Source organism: Flavobacterium sp. 22659, from assembly GCF_052044235.1.
GTDB lineage: Bacteria > Bacteroidota > Bacteroidia > Flavobacteriales > Flavobacteriaceae > Flavobacterium > Flavobacterium johnsoniae.
The window spans coordinates 86,818-109,421 of record NZ_JBQEMU010000010.1; the positions used below are offsets into that span (position 1 = coordinate 86,818).

A 22,604-nucleotide genomic window follows, 5' to 3' on the forward strand; every position below is an offset into this window, starting at 1 on the left:
TTACAAATCAGCTGCTCTAGCCAGCTGAGCTACATCGGCGAATACATTAAAAAAGTCCGCTATTTCTAACGGACTGCAAATGTAGCTATTTTATCTTTTAATCAAAACATTTTTTAAAAAAAATTTCAATTATATATGTGCTCTAATTTTTTCTTTCCTTTTAACCAGCAAACGTTCTAGCGATTCTGCCGAAAGTTCCACAGCTTCCTCAAAGGTTTTACACTGCTTTTTAACCAAAAACTCATCTCCCGGAACATTAATCTTAATCTCTACTGCTTTATTCTCCTTCTCACTTGTTCTTTCAACTTTTAAAAAAACATCAGCCGAAACCACTCGGTCGTAATACTTTTCAAGTTTATCCATTCTTTCTTGAATAAAATCCACCAATTTTCTGTCGACAGTAAAGTTAACTGCATGAACATCTACCTTCATAATAATAATTTTAGGGTTAAACTTTTGGAACTATTATTTATTTCTCGGATGTGCTTCTGAATATACTTTTTTTAACTCTGCTAAACTATTATGAGTATAAACCTGCGTAGACGCCAAACTCGAATGCCCTAATAATTCCTTAACTGAATTTAAATCTGCCCCATTATTCAGCAAGTGAGTCGCAAAAGTATGCCGAAGCACATGCGGACTCTTCTTTACCTTTTCAGAGACCCTACTAAAGTAACAATTTATTAATCGATACACAAAAGATTCGCTTAATTTTAACCCTTTTTTCGAAATAAAAAAATATTCAGAATCCACAATTTGATCAAGCTGCTCTCTTTCTTTTATATATAAATTAATTTGATCCGCAACTATCGGCAGAAGCGGCACAATACGTTCTTTACTCCTTTTACCCAAAACCTTCACAACACCCGAAGACAAATCAACATTTTTCAACATTAAACCTATCAATTCTGCCCGACGCATTCCTGTAGTATAAAACAAATCCACAATAAGCTTATCCCTAACCTCCTCAAAGCCAATTGGAGACCCAACTCCAAACATCAAATCACTTACTTCTTTTTCTGAAAACGGAATCTGGACAATTTTAGGAGTTTTGAGCGCTTTATGTTTAAGCATTGGACTTACCTCTATCTGCTTTATTTTTAAAAGGAATTTATAAAACGCTTTTAAAGACGCCATTTTACGATTTACAGAAACATTCGAAACTCCTTGATCTACCAAAAAAACAATCCAGCTCCTGATTTGACTATAATTTACTTTCTCAATAGAATCCTGCTCAAAACGCTCTTTATTAAACTCTTCAAAAAAACCCAAATCATTTAAATAAGCATTTACAGTATGAGGAGAATATTTTTTCTCAAACTGTAAATAATCCTGAAATGCCTGCTTATTTGATTTCATATCATCAATAAATTACAAAAGGTTTTAAAATAAAAAACCGTTAGGATCAAAATTAATACATTTTGACCACTAACGGTAATTATTTTTGAAAAGCAAAATACTAACTTTCTAAACTATCTTTCAAAGTTTGAATGTAAGCAGCTTTTTGAATTTGAGCTCTTTTTACAACAGAAGGCTTAATAAAAGCAGTACGTGCTCTTAATTGACGAACAGTTCCTGTTTTATCAAATTTTCTCTTATAGCGCTTTAATGCTCTATCGATATTTTCTCCGTCTTTAATTGGTATAATTAACATAATATAGACACCTCCTCTCGTTAAGGCTGCAAATGTAAAAATTAATTATGAATTATGAATTATAAAATGTAAATTATTTTACAAAATCTATTCTTTCAATAAGTTTCTCGAAATAACCAGTTTCTGAATTTCGGTAGTTCCTTCTCCAATAGTACACAATTTAGAGTCTCTGTAAAATTTCTCTACCGGAAAATCTTTTGTATAACCATAACCTCCATGTATCTGAACTGCTTCATTTGCGATTTTCACACAAGCTTCTGATGCGTACATTTTTGCCATAGCTCCCGAAGTTGTTACTGGTTTATGTTGCTGTTTTAAATAAGCAGCTTTATGCAGAAGCAGTTCTGAGGCTTCAATTTCTGTAGCCATATCAGCCAATTTAAAAGAAATTCCCTGAAAATTACTGATTGGCTGACCAAACTGATATCTTTCTTTTGAATATTTCAATGCTGCTTCGTAAGCTCCTTTTGAAATTCCTAATGATAAGGCCCCAATTGAAATTCGGCCTCCATCTAAAATTTTCATTGCCTGAACAAATCCCTGACCGACTTCTCCTAATCTATTTGCATCTGGCACACGACAGCCGTCAAAAACCAATTCAGCCGTTTCACTCGCGCGCATTCCCAACTTATTCTCTTTTTTACCCGAAGAAAAACCTGCCATACCTTTCTCTAATACAAAAGCTGTCATTCCTTTTGAGTCGCCTTTTTCTCCAGTTCTAACAATTACAACAGCTACATCTCCAGATATAGCGTGTGTAATAAAGTTTTTTGCCCCATTAATAATCCAAAAATCTCCATCTTTAACAGCTGTTGTATTCATTCCTCCAGCATCAGAGCCTGTATTATGCTCTGTAAGCCCCCAAGCTCCAATAAATTCAGCCGTTGCTAGTTTTGGCAGATATTTTTTCTTTTGTTCTTCGTTCCCAAATGTTAGAATATGATTTGTACAAAGTGAATTATGCGCAGCTACAGACAATCCTATTGAAGGATCAACTTTTGAGATTTCTTCAACTACTGTAATATATTCGTGATAACCCAATCCTGAACCTCCATATTCTTCAGGTACTAAAACCCCCATAAATCCCATTTCACCTAATTTCTTAAACAAGTCGACAGGAAAAATCTGCGCCTCATCCCACTCCATTATATAAGGTTTTATATTCTTTTCAGCAAAGTCTTTTATAGATTGCGCAATCATTGACTGCGTTTCGTTATATTCAAAATTCATTTTACTAATTTTTTAGAACTCCAAATATAAACTAATTATTTTTGCTTTTTCAACAGGAAAACCTTTAATTTTTGACAAATCCTCAATATTATTAAAATTTCCATTCATACTTCTATACGTTACAATTTGTTTGGCTAATGCATATTTAAAGTATGGAAACTGCGACAACTCTTTTAATGACGCGTCATTTATAGGAATCTTTTTAAAGTTAGAAGGTAAGACGGCTTTAAAATGATTATTTAATTCTATTATTACTTCTGGCGATAATCCCCAAACATCTGTTAGTTGTTCCATAGAAACAAAACCTCCTAATATTTCTTTTTGTTTCAATATTCTTGTAGAAAGCACCTCTCCTATCCCATATATCTTTATTAGATCTTCTTGAGATGCCTGATTGATATCTGTCAAAATAATTCTTTCTTTTTTTTCGAACACCTTCGGGACATATTCTTTTTTTTCTTTTTTGAAGTCATTCTTATTTTGCGCCCAGTCCGGAAATTTAAAAAGCGGTGAAAGCACATTTAATAAAGAATCTGAAATTTGGGTTACATTTTGAAATTCTTCTGCAGAATTGATATATTTATTTTGTTTTCTAAATGCTAACAGCCTGTCGATTTCCTGAATCGACATTCCCAGTTTATACCCTTTATAGTCTGATATATAATTTGGATTAAATTTATAAACCTTGTGATTATTCTCTAACTCATTTTTTTTCTGAGCGTCTATCTCATTTTGGATTGAAAGCCATTGCTTTTCTTCTGCGGAGATTTTTTCATCCTTACTGAAATCCGAGAAAAAATAAATAAGCTGTAAAATAATTATTATAGTAAAAAATAGAAAAATCCCTGTTTGTTGTCTATTTGTAAACTTAAAATAACGGTTAAGTACCTGAAAATTCATTATTAATAAAAAAATCAAAAATTAAAACAGTGCAAATTACGTAAGAATTTACACATTTAATAAGAAAAATAATAAAAAACACAATTCTCAAAAAGTTAAAGTTCGATCCATTACTTGCTAATTAATTTAATGAATCTCAGCTATTAAAGCAAACCCAATAATTATTCATCCAAAAAATTAAATATTTTATAACTTAAAACATGATAATTGTTTTTATTTTTTACAAAAAACAATACATTTGGCACTTAATAACAAATAAACCAATAAAATAGTATGTCAATTTGGAGAGTTAAACCAATATCTGCCTTTGAGGCTGATATGAAAAAAAGTGATTTAAAAAGAGTCCTTGGAAAATGGAGCCTTACTGCCATTGGGGTTGGTGCCATTATCGGTGGTGGAATTTTTGTACTTACCGGTACTGGAGCTTATTACCATGCAGGTCCAGCTTTAGCAATTTCGTTTATTATTGCAGGTATTGCCTGTGTTTTTGCAGCTCTTTGTTATTCTGAATTTGCTTCTATCTTACCTGTTGAAGGATCTGCTTATGCATATGCTTATGGTACTATCGGAGAAATGTTTGCATGGATAATCGGCTGGGGACTTATTCTTGAATATGCAATGGGATCAATGACAGTCGCCGTTTCCTGGTCAGGATATTTCAACAAATTACTTAAATTGTTTCACATTAAACTTCCTGAATGGCTCACAACAGACCCTGCAAGTTACACTGGTGAAGGATTTTCAATGAATCTTCCTGCTTTCTTGATTGTAATTTTAGTTATTTCATTACTTATTAAAGGTACAAAAAGCGCTGCTAAAGCAAATAATGCTATTGTAATCCTTAAAGTATCTGCAGTAATCTTTGTAATTATAGCTGGTCTTTTCTTTATTAACACAGCAAACTGGAGCCCGTTTATTCCTGAAGCAACTCAGATCATAGAAAAAGAAACGACTCATAATGCTTATGGTATTGGAGGAATTGTTTCCGGAGCTGCTGCAATTTTCTTTGCTTATGTTGGTTTTGATGCTGTTTCTACACAAGCCGGAGAAGCTATTAATCCTAAAAAAGATGTTCCGTTTGCGATCATTGCTTCTTTATTAATTTGTACTACATTATATATTCTTGTTTCATTAGTACTAACAGGAATGATGAATTACCAAGATTTTAATCCACTAGGAAAATACCCTGATGCTATTAAAGCTCCAGTAGCTTATGCGTTTGATATTGCAGGGCAAGGCTGGGCTGGTTCTATTATTACAGTTGCTGCAACTATAGGTTTGATATCTGTATTAATGGTAATGATCATGGGACAATCAAGAATTTTCTTAGGTATGTCTAAAGATGGATTAATTCCTTCTGTTTTCTCTAAAGTAAATCCTATTTCCGGAACTCCAAAAACAAACTTAATGATTTTAGGAGGTATTATAGCAACTGTTGCTGCATTTACACCAATCAACAAATTAGCTGATATGACAAGTTTTGGTACTTTGTTTGCCTTTACAATGGTTTGTATCGCTGTTTGGATTTTAAGAGTAAAACAACCGGGATTAAACAGAACTTTTAAAGTTCCTGCTTTACCAATTATTGCTGTTCTTGGAATCGCAATCAATTCTTACTTAATTTTCAATTTAAGTTTAGATGCTCAATTATTATCATTTGGATGGCTTATAATTGGTATTCTGGTTTACTTCGGATACAGTAAGAAAAGATCAAGACTTAACGATACTACAACTGAAGAATAAAATACTATTTATATAAAAAAAAACTCCAAATCTAAGATTTGGAGTTTTTTTTATAAATCAAATACTGAAGTTCTTTTAGAACGAATTAAATCTTTCAATCTAATCCAAAAGGCCAGAGTTAAATAAACTCCAAATCCTAAACCAGCAGTTACAAATGATATGTAGATAAAAAATAATCGCACACTTGTTACACGCATTCCCAATTTATCTGCTAATCTCGATGAAACATGGAAACCATATTTTTCGAAAAAGAATTTAAGTTTTAAAATTGCTGACATCTTTATTTTAGACTTTAGATTTTATATTCCTGATTACAAAAGTACAAATTATCTAATTGTTTTTAAGCAATTCAATTCCAACAGCGCATTTTAAACAGGCTTTATTATTACAGTATTCATTTTTAAGTTCTAACAGAGACTGACTCTCAAATGCGTTTGCCGATTTTATGCCAAATGAATTAAACTTATCTATAACGGCATTTTTTTCTGAATCAACTTCGACCATAAAATCAATTAAATCTTCTGTTACAAACTCTCCTATTGTGTTTGAGTAAGCAAACTGAATTGGTATTATAGTATTTATAATTATCAAATCCAGAAATGATTTTGACAATGGTTTCGCTTTCATTGGACTTTCTTTATCGAACTGATAATGATTCTTCCAATATTCTCCCGAAGAAACATTCATAAGGTTATAAACTTCTCTAGCAGATTTTAAAGCGATTATTTTAGAAAACAAATTTTGATGTTTATGATATAATTCCGCAAGTTGAGAAAGTCTTATTGTTGGAAAATTATCCGGACGGAGCTTAAAAAACAAAACCGGATCAACATGTGTTTTTACTAATTGGTATTTATGGAGAAGAAAAAAATACTTAAACTTCAGATCTTTAAAATAAACATCTTCTTTTTCCCCGTCTAACAAACCTGCAGTTCCCAAAAATAAAGCTTCAAGACTGCCTGCTTCAAAACTTTCCTTTCTAATAATCGAAAAAGGTATTGATTTAGCAATCTGTAAAAATGAATTTCCGTTTGTATTTAAGCCAAAGTTTTTTGCCAGCATACAAAACAAAACGGCTTCCCAATCCTGGTTTGTTTCTTCAAGCAATTCATAAACAAATGCCGACTTGCGTTCTAACCGTTCAAAAAACAATCTTTCCTGCCAGTTTTTAAATATAAATTCATCAATCTCATTTAATTGTCGTTCACAGGAAATCCATGTTTTTGGCGAAACAAGTGCATAATAATTTTCTATTATTTCCTGAGAAACATAATCCTTAAGAACCAAAACTGGGATTTCTGTGTTGTTTTCCCTAAAAATTGCTGTATCATTCTCCCAAACAACATGGAGAATAACATTTTCATAAGCAGGATCTTTTTCATGATTGTGCAGATACCAATCTGAAGATTTTAAATGTATTTCTACATTTCCTGCCCACTTTTGATCTCCAATTTTTATGTGTGCGTTGAAAAAATCTGGTCCAGAAAGTTCTAAATAATCACCAGGCTTAATAATTGTGATTGATTCATTTTGTACTGTTTTTAAATTCAGGTTATCAAACTTCCTGAATTTCCATAAATAATGAAGAAAATCTTCTTTCATTTTTTTTACTATTGTAATTACAATTTAAAAATAACAAATTTAATACTATTCTTACAAATTTATTTTAAGGAATAAAAAATCCACAAACCTGATTCAATCTGATTTGTGGATTAAAGTTTTATTTATAAGCCTATTTTATAGAGCCAATAATATCATATTTTGTAATAATGTGATGGTTTCCGTTTCCTAAATCAACAAGAACTGCATCATTTTCTTTGGTAAATAGTTTTGATACTTCTTCGATTGGTGTTCCTAATTTTACAATTGGAAAAGGTTTCCCCATTACTTCTTTAATTGGTTTTTCGGCTACATTTTTATCAGCAACATAACTTCTAAACAAATCTGTTTCATCTACAGAACCAACAAAACCGTTTATATCAACAACCGGAATCTGCGAGATTTTATATTTACGCATACGCTCAATGGCATGAGAAACTAATTCTTCTGTACGAACAACAATTAATTCCTTGTCGATGTGATCTTTAATAACATCTTCTGCTTTAGTAACATTTTCTTCTAAGAATCCGCGTTCACGCATCCAGTCATCATTAAACATTTTACCTACATAACGGCTTCCTGAATCATGAAATAAAACAACAACAACATCATCTGGTTTAAAGTGTTCTTTTAACTGAAGTAATCCTTTTATACAGGCTCCTGCAGAATTACCAACAAAAATAGCTTCTTCAAGAGCAATTTTTCTTGTATAAACAGCAGCATCTTTATCGGTTACTTTTGTAAAACCGTCAATTAAGGAGAAATCAACATTTTTAGGTAAAATATCTTCTCCAATTCCTTCTGTTATGTATGAGTAAATTTCGTTTTCGTCAAAAATCCCTGTTTCATGGTATTTCTTAAAAACAGAACCATAAGTATCGATCCCCCAGATTTTAATATTTGGATTTTTTTCTTTTAAGTATTTTCCAACTCCAGAAATTGTTCCTCCAGTTCCAACACCTACAACAAAATGTGTAATTTTTCCGTCTGTCTGTTTCCAGATTTCCGGGCCGGTCTGCTCATAATGTGCCAACGAATTTGACATATTATCATACTGGTTTACATACCATGAATTTGGTGTTTCTTCGGCCAAACGTTTTGAAACTGAATAATACGAACGTGGATCTGTAGGCTCAACATCTGTAGGGCAAACTACAACTTTTGCTCCAACAGCACGAAGTATATCCATTTTTTCTTTCGACTGTTTATCTGAGATTACACAGATTAATTTGTACCCTTTTACGATTGCTACAAGTGCCAGTCCCATTCCGGTATTTCCAGAAGTACCTTCAATTATAGTTCCTCCTGGTTTAAGTCTTCCGTCAGCCTCAGCATCTTCAATCATTTTTACGGCCATTCTGTCTTTTACAGAGTTTCCCGGATTAAATGTTTCGACTTTTGCCAATACTAACGCATCAATTTCAGCAACAATTTTGTTGAGTTTTACCAATGGTGTGTTACCAATTGTTTCTAAAATATTATTTGAAAAGTCCATTTTATTTAAGTTTAATGTGGTATTTAAATAATTGTATGATTTTTATTGGAAGAAATTCCAAACTAAACCAAATCTGATAACAAAATCACGATACGGATTATCAGGTGCTGAGTAATAATTACTGCTTGAGAACAAAGCGTTTAAATGTTCTGCTTTTAAGTAAAAGCGTGTCTGGCGAATTCGTGCATTTATGAAAACATCAAAAGTGGCATAATTACCAATTTCTTTAGTATTCTGCACAAAGAATTCTCCAATAACAGGATTGTAACTATTTCCATAATATTTGGTAAAATAGTTAAATACAACTCCTCCCTGTGCGTATAACGCTTTTTTGAAAAAGTAATTTGTGTAATAGAATGTGTTTCTTGTTACAAAATCAGGCACGTTTAAAATCAACTCTGACTGATCTACTTTTTGATACAATAATGTGTTGTCTAAAGCAAATTTTCCAAATTTAAATTCTCTACTGGCTTTAATTTCTAAATAATTAATCACATTTCCGTACTGAGCCGGTTTTACAATTTGTGTTCTAAGTGCTGCTTGTGCAGGAGTTGCCATATCAACAAAATACAAGTGATCTTTTAGGACTGTATATTGAGCTTCAGCATTTACCCAAGGTGTAGAAATGCTTGCACCTAATGAATTTATTTTTTCATTTTTAAAGTTATTCGACCAATTGTATTCTACATAACTGCTTTGGTACAAGTTGTAATTATTATTAGGCAGTTTGTTGATATTTCTATATCTAAAATCAAATTGTATCTTATCATTTAAATCATAACGCAATTTAGCGTCAAGATCTGATAATGATTGGTTTGTAATCGATCTTGTATATAAAAAGCGTCCATTCCATTTATTTTTTTGATATTCATATTGCCCGCCGAAATTATTAATCTGCAAAAACAAATTATCAGGAATAACATTTCCAGAAGCATCAATTAAAATTCTGTTGTACTTGTAGTTTGATCGGTAATCATCAACAAAGAAATTGAATTTACCTAAAAGAGAATTTTCATAAGCAGCTCCAACTCTATTATACAGTCTTTCAAAATGTGTCTGATCGTTTATACCGCTTGTTACATAAGATTCTCCAAAACGTTTTACCGGCTCTGCAAATCCATCAACAGCAGAAAGAACAGTTGCCTGATTGTATTCGAAAAATTTATTTTCGTAATTAAACTGATGGTTTATGTATAAGTTGTTATTTCCATCTTTAGGATTTATTCTAAAAGCATGGTCAAAAAACAAACGTCTTCCTTTTAAAAAGGATTTCGCATCTGTTAGATAAACCTGCAGACGTTGACGGTTTTTAAAATCGGCACTACCACTTTCAAAATCTTCAGCTGTTGTAATACCACCATTCTCTTCGTTTAAATTATCCTGATAAGTATAATGTACATTTAAGGCATATCTTCGATTTGTAGTCGCATAACTTGTCGTAAATCTAAAATTTCCTGCACTTACTAACTGATTAATGTAATCTCCTTCTGAACGCAGACCTCTATAAGCAATTGAGAAATTAAGATTTTTAGATGTATTTAATGTAATAAACGAATCTACATTCTGACCTTTATTTATTGTGGTATTAAAAAACAACTCCGTTAAAGGTGTTGGAACAGAATAATATCTTATCTCATCAGCTTGTATATAATTGTAATGCTTGGCAGTAAAACCAATTTCCGGATATGGTGAATAACTGGTTAAACTATATTGCAGGATATTTAACGGCTGTCCTATATTTGGAAACTCTAAAAGCCCAAAAAGATCTTTTCTAAGATGGTTTTGTTTATAGGCACTTTTTATAGTCAGCGAAGTATCTGCATGAATGGTATCATGTTCCAGAGAAATAATTTGATATTGCTCTATTTTAGCAATTTTTGCCTTTTTCTTTTTAACAGTGTCTGTTATACTTGAATATTTTGTATTCATATCTAAACTACCTTTTGAAGTAGTTTTTTCTTGAGAAAACAATAATGTTGGTATAATTAATAGATATAAAAAAATGAATATTCTCATTTGATAGCGTTATATAAAATTATTTCGGCAAAATTTGTTGAGCAAAGGTAAAAGATAAAAACGTATAAACGAAAAAAAACAAATTGTTAGTATTGAGAAGTTTTTGTTTTAATTACAAAGCATAATTAATTAATAACCCCCTCAATTAAAAGATAATTGAAGGGGTTACAGTTGATTTTTGAGTTCTACCAATTTGGATTTTGAACTAATGCCGGATTAGTATTCATTTCTATTTGCGGTATAGGCCACAAAAACTTATAATCTGAGGCTGGTATAGCAGGCACTCCATAAGGACCTGTATATGGTGTACCTAATGTAAATAGTTCCGGTGCCGGTGCTGCATTAGCAAGTTTAGCAGGGATACCATCAATTGGCGCAATATCATCACCTTGTAATCTATGAATATCAGACCATCTGCGTCCTTCCATTAAAAATTCAATCCTTCTTTCTTTTAATATTGCATTCACTAAAGCTGGTGTTGAATTTAAATCTGCTGACGTATATGATTCATCTGCTGGGTTTGCCAAAGATCTATTTCTAACTTTGTTTAATAAATTTAAAGACTCTGTCAAATCTGACCCCATACGGGCATATGCTTCTGCCATGTTTAATAAAACCTCTGCATATCGAATCACAGGAGCTGCATCAGACAAGTTTGTTACATCAGTATACTTATTAGTATATTTTCTTCCAGCAACTGTTACAATCATTTTCCCTTCTTCTCTTCTCTTATCAGTAGAAAGCCAGCTTGGGTCACGCCAAATTATAGGACTAATTGTTACCAATCCCCTGTTTTTCAAAATACTTGCTAATGCTCCATTAGTTTGAGGATTAGATGTTGCAGAATGTTGAATTGAAAAAATAGATTCAGAATTCGTAAAGTTATTAGCTAAAACAAAAGGTTCTCCTGGATTAGCAGTTAAAGTATATTGACCATTTAATTTATTTCCTTCAGTAATTACGTTCTGCCAATCTCTTTTATGAAGATAAACTCTTGTTTTGAATGCAATTGCGGCATTTTTAGAAGCCTTAGCAATTGAATTAGTAGTTATCAAATTCTCAGCATCTGTTAAGTCTGCTAAGATTTTTGCATAACATTCTGCTACAGTATTTCTAGGTTTTAACGTTTCGGAATCAATTTCTCCTTGTGTATTAACACCAACTTCTCTGTAAGGTATTCCTAAATGATCTGCATTTGGCGTATAATTATAAGGTCGCGCAAAGTAAGTTAACAATTCAAAATGAGTTATTGCGCGTAAAAATTTGGACTGACCTATATAATCATCCCCTACCTCTTTCGATATAATACCTTTAGCCACAGCATCTGTTGTTCCTTCAATCATTAAGTTACATCTGTTAATAAGTCTGTAACCATCAACCCAATAATAAACATTATTAGCTGTAGTTGGATCGTAAGTTGCTGTATAAGTTAATTGATAGAATGTTGCAGTGTTCACAGCATCTTCGCCTCGGCATTCTCCCTGCTCAATAAAAGCAGCTCCCCAAATATAACCTCTACCTCCATTTGGTAAAGTAGGAACAGCATTATATTGTCCAATTGCCGCTGCATTGTAAACGCCATTCATTGAAGATTCTATTAATGATGGTGTTGAAAAAGCATCTTTTTCTGAAATATTATTAATTGGACTTAAATCCAATATTTTTTCTTCTGTACAAGAATTCATTCCAAAAACAAGTGCAGAAACTATAATCGATTTTATTAAATTTTTCATAGGTTTATTATAAACTTACATTAATTCCCATTGACATCACTTTTGTTCTAGGAGTTCCATTAATATCTACTCCTGATGTTTCCATTTCTGGATTCAGTCCTTTATATTTAGTAATTAACCAGATATTCTGGGCCTGAACAAAAAATCTAAAATTATCAACCTTAATTCTATCCATTAATTCTTTAGGAAGAGTATATCCAAACGTTATATTATCAAGAGAAATAAAATTTCCGCTTTCAACAAATCGCGAACTTGCACTTCCTGAAAGATTCGTAAATGTGTTAGAACTTGCATATAATCGCGGCGTCCATCCATCTCCAGGGTTTTCAACACTCTGCCATCTTCCTAAAATTTCAGTACTGTTATTATTAAAGTTCTGATTCATTAGTTCTCTTCTGGTACCATTAAAAATCTTATTTCCTCCGCTAAATCTGAACATAAAACCTAAATCAAGATTTTTATATTTCATGCTAGAAGTAAATGAACCGTAATAAGTAGGCAGTGTTTTTCCTAATATAACTTTATCAGTAGCTGAATTTAAAGATGATGGAGTACTGGTATTAGTTGGATCTGCCGGATCAAAAACAGCATAAGTAGACTGTCCGATTAACCCTTGCACTAATGAACCATCTGCTTTATAATAAACCGGATTACCATTTGCCTTATTTACTCCCCAATATCTAAATCCATATAAAGAATTTAATGATTCACCTTCTCTAATAATAATATTAGGAGCAATATTTGTGTCTGTAGATGATCCTCCAATAATATCTTGACCATTGTAAACATTCGTTACAACATTTTTAGACAATGTTAGATTAGAAGATAAATCCCATGTGAATTTTTCATTTTTAAATGCCTTAAAACTAACCGCAAACTCGTAACCTTGATTATAAAGCTTTCCAATATTTTTGTTAATGGTATTGTTAGGAACTCCAAGTGAAGGTGCTGTTGGTGCTGCTAAAATTAATTTGTCAATATTATTTCTATAGTAATCAAAAGCAATCGTTAAACGATTATTCAGTAATCCTAAATCAACTCCAAAATCGCTTTTTGCGCTAGATTCCCATTGAAGTTTATCATTACCAAATTGATAATAACCTAAACCATTTAACTTAGCATAAGGAGAACTGATTGTTAATCCTAAATATGGATAATTTGCTCCATTTAAAATATCGGTATTTCCAACCTTAGAATAAGACCCTCTAAGTTTCAAATCTGTAATTACACTGCTTAGAGGCTGCATGAATTCTTCTTTAGAAATTGTCCAGCCTGCAGAAACACCCGGAAAATTTGTCCATCTGGTATCAGGGTCTAATTTTGAAATACCATCTCTTCTAATAGAAGCCTGAATAAAGTATTTTTCTTTGAAGTTATATGTAAAACGCCCTAAATAAGAAATAATACCATTTTCTGTAACCGATCCTCCTGAATCTTTTGTTGAATAAGAATTATCTACAAGATTTTTATTGTAAAAATCGCTCATTAGGTCTGTACCTTCTCCCCAAAAATTCTTATAAGTCTGCTTTTGATATTCAGAGACAAGCGTAACTCCAATATTATGATTCTCTGCAAATGTTTTTTTATAGTTCAAAATATTCTGCCAGTTCCATCTTAAGTACTCAGTATTATCATTATAAAGAATTCCATTACTAGTACGTCCATCTCCATGAATTGGATTCCAATACTGAAAACCATCAGTAATTGCATTATCTGCACTTATTTGTAACCTATAAGTCAAATCAGATGTAATTTTTGCATTTGCAAAAATATTTGCCAATGTTCTATTTACTTTTGAATAATATCTATTATGATCTAAAACATAAACAATATTTGTAATATTATCTCCAACCGGATCAGTATTATCCCACTTACCAACAGTAGTATTATCTTCAGAAAGATTGTAACCTGTTGGATTGTTTGGATCATAAATAGGAACATTTGGCTGCTGTCTTATAGCATTAAAAATATTACCAGAAAGACCGCTTGCATTTGTGTTTAAACCATTATACTCTGTTCTAGTAACGCTTAAATTTGTTCCAACACTCAACCATCTATTAATATCCTGATCAATATTTGCTCTAATCGAATATCTTTTCATGTTATTTCCTTTATTAATACCATCTTGATCAGTTAACCCAAGAGATAAATAATATTTTGTTTTGTCAGAACCTCCACTAAAAGAAACATTATGGGTAAGTTGCGGTGCATTTCTTAAAATAGCACTTTGCCAGTCAGTATTATAGGTATCACCTATTGCCCACGGGCTTTGACCTGCATTAGTTCTTTTCTCATTAGAAATAACTAAGAAATCAGGAGTTTGCAGCAAATCATATTTTTTTGCTGCGCTGGCAATACCTAATGTACTTGAGAAGTTAACCTTCATAGTTCCTTTTTTACCGCTTTTTGTCGTAATTAAAATCACTCCATTTGCAGCACGCGAACCATAAATTGCCGTAGAAGCTCCATCTTTTAAAACTTCATAAGATTCGATATCAGCAGGATTTATATCTGCTAAACCATTTGTATTTGCAACTCCTCCAATATCTCCAGAAACTATAGGCATACCATCTACAACAATTAAAGGTTCAGTACCTCCAGATATTGAAGCAATCCCTCTTATTCTAATTTTTGGAGCAACACCTATTATACCACTATTCGTAACGATTTGAACTCCTGCAGCCCTTCCTGCTAATGCTCCTTCAAAACTAGGTGTAACTATATTTGCAATTTCATTTCCAGAAATTTTAGAAATTGAACCTGTAACTTCTTTCTTTTTTTGTACGCCATAACCCACAACAACAACTTCTTGAAGTTCTTTACCTGCTTCCTGCAGTTTAGCATTTACAACAGAACTGGTTCCTACTGTTGCTGTAAAATCCTGCATTCCCATGTAAGAGAAAATTAAAACATCTCCTGTTTTGGCTTTTACCGAATATTTTCCATCAAAATCGGTTTGCGTACCATTTTTGGTTCCTTTTACAATCACATTGACTCCCGGAACCGCTCCACCTCCATCTGTAACAATTCCTGATATTGTTCTTTCCTGTGCAAAAGAAAACTGCGTGCAGATCAACATCAACAATGTTAAAATAAACGTAAATTTTAATCTCATTTTAAAATTATTTTAAGTTAATAACCTGACAAAAATCAATTTATTTTCTTACAAAACAAATTTTAAAATGTTAAAAATAAATACTTTTCCTACTTAAAAAATATAATAAAATAGAAATAACTTACTTTTAAATAAAAGCATTACATAAATCATTTTTTCTAAAAACTCATTTTTTTTCCAAAATCAAACACAATACCATTAAAGCGATTGTTAAAAATTAACATACTTGTATTCAATTTATCAAAATAAAAGACTTTACCTCCTTTATTTTGAATATTGCTTTTTAATGATTTTTAGAAAAAAAAATATAATATTTGTGGTTCAAAAAAAATAAAAATGCTGCAACTTAATTATTCAGGATTTACTTTAGAGACTGGAACTGATGAGGCTGGACGTGGATGTTTAGCGGGGCCGGTTACCGCGGCCGCGGTAATTTTACCCAATGTTTTTGAGAATAACATATTAAACGACAGTAAGCAATTGTCTGAAAAAGCAAGAGCACTTTTAAAACCTATTATAGAAGAACAGGCGCTTTGTTTTTCGGTTACGCATTTATTTCCTGATGAAATTGACGAAATAAACATCTTAAATGCTTCTATGAAAGGAATGCAGGAATGTATTTTGAAATTAAAACATATACCTGAATATATTATTGTTGATGGAAATCGTTCTCTAAATGCAAAATTGGGATTGAAAAATACTTTTGGGAAGCAATTTTCTAAAGAAGAAATTGAACTCTTAAAATCAATTCCTAATCAAAGTATAATTAAAGGTGATGCTAAATTTCTAAGTATTGCCGCTGCTTCTATATTGGCAAAAACATACCGCGACGAATATATGGACCAAATTCATGAAGAATTTCCAATGTACAATTGGAAACAAAACAAAGGATATCCAACCAAAGAACATCGCGAAGCGATTAAGAAATATGGCACTACAAAATATCACCGAATGAGTTTTAGACTTCTGCCGGATCAATTAGAGCTTAATTTTTTCGAATAAAAAAAGACTTATCAAAATGATAAGTCTTTTTTTATTTTAAACTATTTCAGCTTCAAACAAATGGGTTAAATGTTTTATGATTTTAGACTTTACTTCGTCTTCATCTACTTTTTCTACGCCAAGTTCAACGTTTAAAGACGTAACACCTTTTCCACGAATGCCGCACGGAATAATATTATCAAAATAACCTAAATCAACATTTACATTTAGAGCAAATCCGTGCATGGTTACCCAGCGCGAAGCACGAACGCCCATTGCGCATATTTTACGTGCAAACGGAGTTCCAACTCCCAGCCAGACTCCTGTTTCGCCCTCGCTTCTGCCAGACTCTAATCCATATTCTGCCAGAGTCAAAATCATAGATTCTTCGAGTAAACGCAGGTATTTATGAATATCCGTAAAGAAATTTTCTAAATCCAGAATTGGATATCCAACAATTTGTCCCGGTCCGTGATATGTGATATCACCGCCGCGATTAATTTTATAAAAAGCCGCTCCTTTTGCTTCGAGTTGTTTTTCGTTTAATAATAAGTTTTCTAAATCGCCGCTTTTACCTAAAGTATAAACATGCGGATGCTCAACAAACAATAAATAATTGGATGTTGGCAAGTCCAGTTCTTCTCTTCTGTTCTTGATTTTTAAATCGACAATATCCTGAAAAAGTTCTTCCTGATATTCCCAAGTCGATTTATAGTCTCTGTTTCCCAGATCCTGAAGTTGAATTTTTTTATTCATTTTAATTATTTTTCAAACTCAACATCAAAGTTAAGTTTGTCAGGATTCTCCATATAATCCGTGAAAGGGTATTGAATTGTAATTGATTTTCGGTCGTCGCTGAATAAAGCGTTTGGATTGGATACTTTTTTTATCTTTTTTGGGAAATTATATTTCACCACATAAGTTGAAGAAGCAAACATCATTTTAGACATATCTCCGGCAGAATCTTTCGGTTTTTGTGCCTTTTTTTGCGCATCAATAACTGCTTTTCTGGTGAATTTTTTCCCGTCGTAACTATAACTTAATTTACTGTTATTGTCTCCAAAACCACTTCCAAAAGGAGATGTAGCTGCTCCGCCTTCTAGTTTTTGAAGTGTGCTGAGTGTTTGCAGAATATCCTGCATTTCGTTTACATTTTTAAAGTCAGTCGACAACGTCATTAAAAATTGCTTTTTCTCAGAACTCATTTTAGTATTGACTACAAAATTTTCGAGTTTTTTAATTTCTTTTTGAGTCTCAGGTGATAGTTTTGCAATACTGTCTTTTTTCTCGTCAAATAATTGTTTGAAAGTAAAACTAGAATCGATCTCTTTTTTTGCATCAGCTCCCATTTGATTTCCTATCTGGTCGCCTGCCATTTCCATTAAAGCCGAACCGTCCATATCTACAGAGAATTTTCCGGTTCCGTTATCGTTAATTGTAATATTTTCAGTAAAAGTGCAGCTTGTTAGAGTTGCTAATAAAAAACAAAAAGCAAATAATTTATATAATTTCATCGTAGTACAATTTTTATCAAAGATACGAAGTCTATTTTGAATTGTTTAATTGTTGATTTGTTTAATCGTTGAGGCGAAAAAATAGCTAACGGATTTGGCAGATGTAACGGATACCGCGCAGATGAATTTATTCTAAAACCACTTCTAAATTTGTCACTTCAGGATCTTGCAAACAATCTGAAAGCAGAAATTCTAAGGTTAAAGATCTTTTGTCTGCACTAATAAAAGCTTTTGAATTAGAAACTGATTTTATATTTCTGGGAAAATGATAATTTAAAACATATGACTGTACTAATTTTAAAGCGCCATATTTAGCATTGAATTCTTTAGATTGTTTTTTTGCTTTTTCCAGCTCTGTTTCATTTATAATCGAAACTAAACGGCTGAAAGTTTTTCCGTCAAAATTATAACCGATTCTGAAATAATGATTTTCTGCACTTAAGGCATAATTATGCTCAATATCTGATGCATAATCTTCTGTTTTATACAAATCCGGAATTTCCGAAACTGTATTAAAATGAAGGACAAACTCATTTCTATATTCTTTTTCAAAAGAACTTCTTTTGGTATGCACTTTTACATTGGCATATTTTTGAAATAACTGTTGTTCTTCCGGCAGATATTTCAAAAAGTTTTCATTGTATTTATTAATGTAATCCTTAAAAATATAAGTTGTATCCTTAAAAACATTCTCTTTAGTATATTCTTCGCCTGCAAGCCGCATATAGCTATTTTCTTCTCTATCCTGTTTCATTTCTACAACACCGCTTCCGTCTGGATTGATTGTAATAGTTTCAGTAACTTGACAGCCGGTAAAAGAAACCAGTAGTAGAAAAATCGATAAATATTTCATTTATTTTTAAGAGGCTAAGGTTTTAAGAAGCTAAGATAGTAAGTTTTTCTACGTTTATTTCTTACAGAAATATTTTACCCAACAATAAAGCACATCCAAAAAACAAAACATCTAGTCCAGCCCCGATAGAAGCGGTATCCTTTTTTTCCCTTCTTTAGGGAAGAAAAGATACAAGCGGATAGCGGGACGAAAGGTGGTTGAACTCCAATAAATTGATACTGCAAAAAATCTAAAATCAGCATTCTAAATTCTGCATTCTTTTCTTTATCTTTGCACACTTAAAAAATAGAGCACAAAATGGCATTATCAGAACAAGAAATCATCAGAAGAGAAAAACTTCAAAACTTACGCAATCTGGGAATCAATCCTTATCCAGCTAATCTTTTTCCTGTAAATCATACTTCGAAGCAGATAAAGGAAACTTTTGAGGAAGGTAAGAAGGTTATCGTTGCGGGACGTTTGATGAGTGTTCGTGATCAGGGTAAGGCTTGTTTTGCTGAATTACAAGACAGCGAAGGACGTATTCAATTGTACGTAAACCGTGATGTTTTATGCGAAGGCGATGATAAAACTTTATACAACCAAGTATTCAAAAAATTAACCGATTTAGGAGATTTTATTGGTATTGAAGGTGAATTGTTTACTACACAAGTGGGTGCGAAATGTATTCGTGTAACCGGCTTTACTTTCTTAAGCAAAACTTTACGTCCGTTACCTTTACCAAAAGTTGACGAAGACGGAAATGTACACGATGCTTTCAACGATGCTGAATTGCGTTACAGAATGCGTTATGTAGATTTAACTGTAAATCCGCAGGTAAAAGAAACGTTTATTAAACGTACAAAGTTATTTACTGCAATGCGTGGTTATTTTAACAATGCTGGATATCTGGAAGTAGATACTCCGGTTTTACAGTCAATTCCTGGCGGAGCTTCGGCAAGACCATTTATTACGCACCATAACTCACTTGATATTCCGCTTTACATGCGTATTGCGAATGAATTATATTTAAAAAGATTAATTGTTGGTGGATTCGAAGGTGTTTATGAGTTCTCTAGAAACTTCCGTAACGAAGGAATGGACAGAACGCATAATCCTGAGTTTACTGCAATGGAAATATATGTAGCTTATAAAGACTACAACTGGATGATGGAATTTGCTGAAGGTTTATTAGAGCATTGTGCAATTGCTGTTAACGGAACTAGCGAAGTTACTTTTGGCGAGCACAAAATCAACTTTAAAGCGCCATATGCACGCGTTACAATGACAGACTCTATCAAGCATTTTACTGGTTTCGACATTTCTGGAAAAACAGAACAAGAATTGTTTGAAGCGGCAAGAGGAATGGGAATCGAGGTAGACGAAACAATGGGTAAAGGAAAATTGATTGATGAGATTTTTGGAGCTAAATGTGAAGGAAATTATATTCAGCCAACTTTCATTACAGATTATCCAAAAGAAATGTCTCCGCTTTGTAAAGAGCACCGAGATAATCCAGATTTGACTGAGCGTTTTGAATTAATGGTTTGCGGAAAAGAAATCGCAAATGCATATTCTGAATTAAATGACCCAATCGATCAAAGAGAGCGTTTTGAAGACCAAATGCGTCTTTCTGAAAAAGGTGATGACGAAGCAAACGGAATTATCGACGAAGATTTCTTAAGAGCTCTTGAGTACGGTATGCCTCCAACATCTGGAATGGGAATTGGAATGGATCGTTTGATTATGTATTTAACAAACAATGCTTCTATTCAGGAAGTTTTATTGTTCCCTCAAATGCGTCCTGAGAAAAAACAAGCTCAGATTGAACTTTCTGATGAAGAAAAATTTATCATTGACCTGCTTACGAAAAATGAAAACAGAATGGATTTAACGCAGCTAAAAATTACAGCTAACTTAAGCGGTAAAAAATGGGATGCGTCTATGAAAAACTTATCTAAACACGGTTTAACTAAAGTTGTTGTTGACGGCGAGTTTAAATTTGTGGAACTAGTTGGTTAAATTTCAAATTAAAATTCCAAATTGGAACTTTATAATATTCAAACCCGACAGGTTTTAAAAACCTGTCGGGTTTTCTTTTTAGAACGAATATTTTTCATACTTTTTATCATTGATATCCAAAATCTTGGTAGTTTCTTTAGGAACATCTCCTTTCCATTTTTCTTCTATAGATGGATTCGAAGGATATTTTCCGTTTTTCATTTTTATATGATGAAATAAACCGCCGCTTTTCATCAAAAGGTCATAAAACTTTTCAGTAGATGAAGTCGTGACATAAATTGGAAAATCGGTCACGGTAAAATGATTAATTACACTTCCATCGTTATTTAAAATATATCCGGAACAGCCTCCGCTACCGCAGAAATAGGAATTAGAAAACCCAACAAAATACTCGTTTTTCTTATCATTATTCAAATCAAATTCTTCGTAATAAAAATAACGATCTTCTTTTGTCATTGCAGGAATATCTTTTTTTAATAAAACATTCAATTGTTTTCGTATCAGCTCTACTGCTTTATCATCTCTTGGCGGAGCATCGCTTAAATTTGCTGTTCCTCCTATTGTTTTAGATAAAGTATCCTGAACAATTGTTTTGACAATATTTTTTGAATCATTTTTATTCTGACATGAATATAATGCCAGAATTGTAACTAGAATTGAAATTTTATTTCTCATAATCTGATATTTTAAATTATAAATTCCTTCCAAACTTAGCAGTTTTTTGAAACCGAGTTTACGCCTACATAATTTAAACCAGCAGAGCTGTTTTATTTTCAATATCGTTTTTCTCCAGCAATGATTTTATATTATTAAAAGTCACCAAAGCGATCTGTGTCAAAGCTTCATTAGTAAAAAATGCCTGATGCGCCGTTACCAAAACATTTGGAAAACTCATTAAACGCTGAATTGCATCATCCTGAATAATATCTGCTGATAAATCTCTAAAGAACAGTTTTTCTTCCTGTTCGTAAACATCAATTCCTAAATAACCTATTTTACCTTCTTTTAAACCTTCAATTACACTCGAAGTTTCTATTAATCCACCGCGGCTTGTATTGATAATCATTACATTATCTTTCATAAAAGAAATCGAAGTCTTATTAATTACATGCTTCGTCTGATCATTTAATGGGCAGTGAAGCGAAATAATATCACTTGATTTAAAAATCTCTTCTAAACCAACAAAAGATACGCCTTCTTTTTTCATTTCTTCATTTTCAACAATATCATAAGCCAAAACCTTACAGCCGAAACCCAGAGCAATTTTAGAAAATGCTTTTCCTATATTTCCTGTTCCAATAATTCCAATTGTCTTTCCAAACAAATCAAACCCCAATAATCCGTTTAGAGAAAAATTCTGTTCGCGGACTCTGTTATAAGCTTTATGTGTTTTTCTGTTTAAAGTCAAAATCATGGCCATTGCATGTTCTGCAACGGCTTGCGGTGAATAAGCAGGAACACGGCAGACTTTAATATTGTACTTTTTTGCAGCATCCAGATCAACATTATTAAAACCCGCACATCGCAATGCAATAATTTTTACATTTTTTTCTGCCAATTGTTTTATTACTGTTTCGTTTACAATATCATTTACGAAAACACAGACAATTTCAGCATTTTCAATTAAAATTACAGTCTGCGGATTCAATTGTGTTTCGAAAAAATCTAATTCAAAACCAAAATCAGCATTGTATTTATTAAAGAAAGCTTTGTCGTAAGGCTGCGTTGAGAAAAAGGCGATTTTGCTCATAATGTTTTCTGGATTTTAAT

19 protein-coding genes are annotated in these 22,604 nt (G+C 32.4%); 3 read left to right on the forward strand and 16 right to left on the reverse strand.

Annotation, left to right across the window (positions count from 1 at the left end):
* Positions 1-129: 129 nt before the first annotated feature.
* From hpf to ACTJIW_RS12120, 5 genes are all read right to left on the reverse strand, one after another.
* Positions 130-432 carry a ribosome hibernation-promoting factor, HPF/YfiA family gene (hpf, locus tag ACTJIW_RS12100; RefSeq protein WP_012024010.1) on the reverse strand — a complete coding sequence of 101 codons (303 nt, stop codon included), beginning with the start codon at positions 430-432 and terminating at the stop codon, positions 130-132.
* Between the two features lie 33 nt (positions 433-465).
* Positions 466-1,359 (reverse strand): tyrosine-type recombinase/integrase, encoded by an 894-nt coding sequence (locus ACTJIW_RS12105; protein WP_440714342.1) that lies wholly within the window; start codon positions 1,357-1,359, stop codon positions 466-468.
* Between the two features lie 100 nt (positions 1,360-1,459).
* Positions 1,460-1,654: a 30S ribosomal protein S21 gene (rpsU, locus tag ACTJIW_RS12110; protein WP_012024008.1), complete on the reverse strand. Its 195-nt coding sequence runs from the start codon at positions 1,652-1,654 to the stop codon at positions 1,460-1,462.
* An 87-nt stretch (positions 1,655-1,741) separates the two neighbouring features.
* Positions 1,742-2,884 carry an acyl-CoA dehydrogenase family protein gene (locus ACTJIW_RS12115; RefSeq protein WP_012024007.1) on the reverse strand — a complete coding sequence of 381 codons (1,143 nt, stop codon included), beginning with the start codon at positions 2,882-2,884 and terminating at the stop codon, positions 1,742-1,744.
* Between the two features lie 12 nt (positions 2,885-2,896).
* Positions 2,897-3,784, reverse strand: a complete 888-nt coding sequence (locus tag ACTJIW_RS12120) for a ComEA family DNA-binding protein (protein WP_440714343.1) — start codon at positions 3,782-3,784, stop codon at positions 2,897-2,899.
* Between the two features lie 273 nt (positions 3,785-4,057).
* Here ACTJIW_RS12120 and ACTJIW_RS12125 point away from each other — a divergent pair, with 273 nt between their 5' ends.
* Entirely contained in the window at positions 4,058-5,527 is a 1,470-nt protein-coding gene (locus tag ACTJIW_RS12125; RefSeq protein WP_073410859.1) for an APC family permease, read from the forward strand.
* A gap of 50 nt (positions 5,528-5,577) precedes the next feature.
* On the opposite strand, the gene ACTJIW_RS12130 is transcribed toward ACTJIW_RS12125, so the two are convergent.
* The 6 genes from ACTJIW_RS12130 to ACTJIW_RS12155 form a co-directional block, all read right to left on the reverse strand.
* Positions 5,578-5,805: a PspC family transcriptional regulator gene (locus ACTJIW_RS12130; protein ID WP_008466940.1), complete on the reverse strand. Its 228-nt coding sequence runs from the start codon at positions 5,803-5,805 to the stop codon at positions 5,578-5,580.
* Between the two features lie 52 nt (positions 5,806-5,857).
* Positions 5,858-7,129, reverse strand: coding sequence for a DUF2851 family protein (locus ACTJIW_RS12135; RefSeq protein ID WP_440714344.1), 1,272 nt, complete (start codon positions 7,127-7,129; stop codon positions 5,858-5,860).
* Between the two features lie 130 nt (positions 7,130-7,259).
* On the reverse strand, positions 7,260-8,621 hold the full coding sequence (locus ACTJIW_RS12140) for a pyridoxal-phosphate dependent enzyme (protein ID WP_012024003.1): 1,362 nt from the start codon (positions 8,619-8,621) through the stop codon (positions 7,260-7,262).
* Between the two features lie 42 nt (positions 8,622-8,663).
* On the reverse strand, positions 8,664-10,637 hold the full coding sequence (locus tag ACTJIW_RS12145; protein WP_440714345.1) for a putative porin: 1,974 nt from the start codon (positions 10,635-10,637) through the stop codon (positions 8,664-8,666).
* A 185-nt stretch (positions 10,638-10,822) separates the two neighbouring features.
* Positions 10,823-12,370, reverse strand: a complete 1,548-nt coding sequence (locus ACTJIW_RS12150; RefSeq protein ID WP_073410864.1) for a RagB/SusD family nutrient uptake outer membrane protein — start codon at positions 12,368-12,370, stop codon at positions 10,823-10,825.
* 7 nt (positions 12,371-12,377) lie between these two features.
* On the reverse strand, positions 12,378-15,485 hold the full coding sequence (locus ACTJIW_RS12155; protein WP_440714346.1) for a SusC/RagA family TonB-linked outer membrane protein: 3,108 nt from the start codon (positions 15,483-15,485) through the stop codon (positions 12,378-12,380).
* Between the two features lie 336 nt (positions 15,486-15,821).
* Here ACTJIW_RS12155 and ACTJIW_RS12160 point away from each other — a divergent pair, with 336 nt between their 5' ends.
* Positions 15,822-16,487, forward strand: a complete 666-nt coding sequence (locus ACTJIW_RS12160) for a ribonuclease HII (RefSeq protein WP_440714347.1) — start codon at positions 15,822-15,824, stop codon at positions 16,485-16,487.
* 36 nt (positions 16,488-16,523) lie between these two features.
* Here the strand turns inward: ACTJIW_RS12160 and lipB are convergent, their stop codons facing one another.
* From lipB to ACTJIW_RS12175, 3 genes are all read right to left on the reverse strand, one after another.
* Positions 16,524-17,222, reverse strand: coding sequence for a lipoyl(octanoyl) transferase LipB (lipB, locus tag ACTJIW_RS12165; RefSeq protein WP_012023998.1), 699 nt, complete (start codon positions 17,220-17,222; stop codon positions 16,524-16,526).
* A gap of 5 nt (positions 17,223-17,227) precedes the next feature.
* Positions 17,228-17,980 (reverse strand): hypothetical protein, encoded by a 753-nt coding sequence (locus tag ACTJIW_RS12170; RefSeq protein WP_440714348.1) that lies wholly within the window; start codon positions 17,978-17,980, stop codon positions 17,228-17,230.
* Positions 17,981-18,107: 127 nt separating this feature from the next.
* The gene (locus ACTJIW_RS12175; protein ID WP_440714349.1) at positions 18,108-18,833 is read right to left on the reverse strand and encodes a hypothetical protein; all 726 of its coding nucleotides are present in this window, start codon (positions 18,831-18,833) and stop codon (positions 18,108-18,110) included.
* 297 nt (positions 18,834-19,130) lie between these two features.
* Between ACTJIW_RS12175 and lysS the strand changes: the two genes are divergently transcribed.
* Positions 19,131-20,834, forward strand: coding sequence for a lysine--tRNA ligase (gene lysS, locus ACTJIW_RS12180; protein WP_433815621.1), 1,704 nt, complete (start codon positions 19,131-19,133; stop codon positions 20,832-20,834).
* Positions 20,835-20,912: 78 nt separating this feature from the next.
* On the opposite strand, the gene ACTJIW_RS12185 is transcribed toward lysS, so the two are convergent.
* Both ACTJIW_RS12185 and ACTJIW_RS12190 read right to left on the reverse strand, forming a co-directional pair.
* On the reverse strand, positions 20,913-21,509 hold the full coding sequence (locus tag ACTJIW_RS12185; protein ID WP_440714350.1) for a hypothetical protein: 597 nt from the start codon (positions 21,507-21,509) through the stop codon (positions 20,913-20,915).
* 73 nt (positions 21,510-21,582) lie between these two features.
* Entirely contained in the window at positions 21,583-22,584 is a 1,002-nt protein-coding gene (locus tag ACTJIW_RS12190) for a 2-hydroxyacid dehydrogenase (RefSeq protein ID WP_440714351.1), read from the reverse strand.
* Positions 22,585-22,604: the final 20 nt, after the last annotated feature.

Bases quoted from the DNA above. Each gene is read 5' to 3' on its own strand.
- hpf (WP_012024010.1), bottom strand. From the start codon at position 432: ATGAAGGTAGATGTTCATGCAGTTAACTTTACTGTCGACAGAAAATTG.
- ACTJIW_RS12105 (WP_440714342.1), bottom strand. From the start codon at position 1,359: ATGAAATCAAATAAGCAGGCATTTCAGGATTATTTACAGTTTGAGAAA.
- rpsU (WP_012024008.1), bottom strand. From the start codon at position 1,654: ATGTTAATTATACCAATTAAAGACGGAGAAAATATCGATAGAGCATTA.
- ACTJIW_RS12115 (WP_012024007.1), bottom strand. From the start codon at position 2,884: ATGAATTTTGAATATAACGAAACGCAGTCAATGATTGCGCAATCTATA.
- ACTJIW_RS12120 (WP_440714343.1), bottom strand. From the start codon at position 3,784: ATGAATTTTCAGGTACTTAACCGTTATTTTAAGTTTACAAATAGACAA.
- ACTJIW_RS12125 (WP_073410859.1), top strand. From the start codon at position 4,058: ATGTCAATTTGGAGAGTTAAACCAATATCTGCCTTTGAGGCTGATATG.
- ACTJIW_RS12130 (WP_008466940.1), bottom strand. From the start codon at position 5,805: ATGTCAGCAATTTTAAAACTTAAATTCTTTTTCGAAAAATATGGTTTC.
- ACTJIW_RS12135 (WP_440714344.1), bottom strand. From the start codon at position 7,129: ATGAAAGAAGATTTTCTTCATTATTTATGGAAATTCAGGAAGTTTGAT.
- ACTJIW_RS12140 (WP_012024003.1), bottom strand. From the start codon at position 8,621: ATGGACTTTTCAAATAATATTTTAGAAACAATTGGTAACACACCATTG.
- ACTJIW_RS12145 (WP_440714345.1), bottom strand. From the start codon at position 10,637: ATGAGAATATTCATTTTTTTATATCTATTAATTATACCAACATTATTG.
- ACTJIW_RS12150 (WP_073410864.1), bottom strand. From the start codon at position 12,370: ATGAAAAATTTAATAAAATCGATTATAGTTTCTGCACTTGTTTTTGGA.
- ACTJIW_RS12155 (WP_440714346.1), bottom strand. From the start codon at position 15,485: ATGAGATTAAAATTTACGTTTATTTTAACATTGTTGATGTTGATCTGC.
- ACTJIW_RS12160 (WP_440714347.1), top strand. From the start codon at position 15,822: ATGCTGCAACTTAATTATTCAGGATTTACTTTAGAGACTGGAACTGAT.
- lipB (WP_012023998.1), bottom strand. From the start codon at position 17,222: ATGAATAAAAAAATTCAACTTCAGGATCTGGGAAACAGAGACTATAAA.
- ACTJIW_RS12170 (WP_440714348.1), bottom strand. From the start codon at position 17,980: ATGAAATTATATAAATTATTTGCTTTTTGTTTTTTATTAGCAACTCTA.
- ACTJIW_RS12175 (WP_440714349.1), bottom strand. From the start codon at position 18,833: ATGAAATATTTATCGATTTTTCTACTACTGGTTTCTTTTACCGGCTGT.
- lysS (WP_433815621.1), top strand. From the start codon at position 19,131: ATGGCATTATCAGAACAAGAAATCATCAGAAGAGAAAAACTTCAAAAC.
- ACTJIW_RS12185 (WP_440714350.1), bottom strand. From the start codon at position 21,509: ATGAGAAATAAAATTTCAATTCTAGTTACAATTCTGGCATTATATTCA.
- ACTJIW_RS12190 (WP_440714351.1), bottom strand. From the start codon at position 22,584: ATGAGCAAAATCGCCTTTTTCTCAACGCAGCCTTACGACAAAGCTTTC.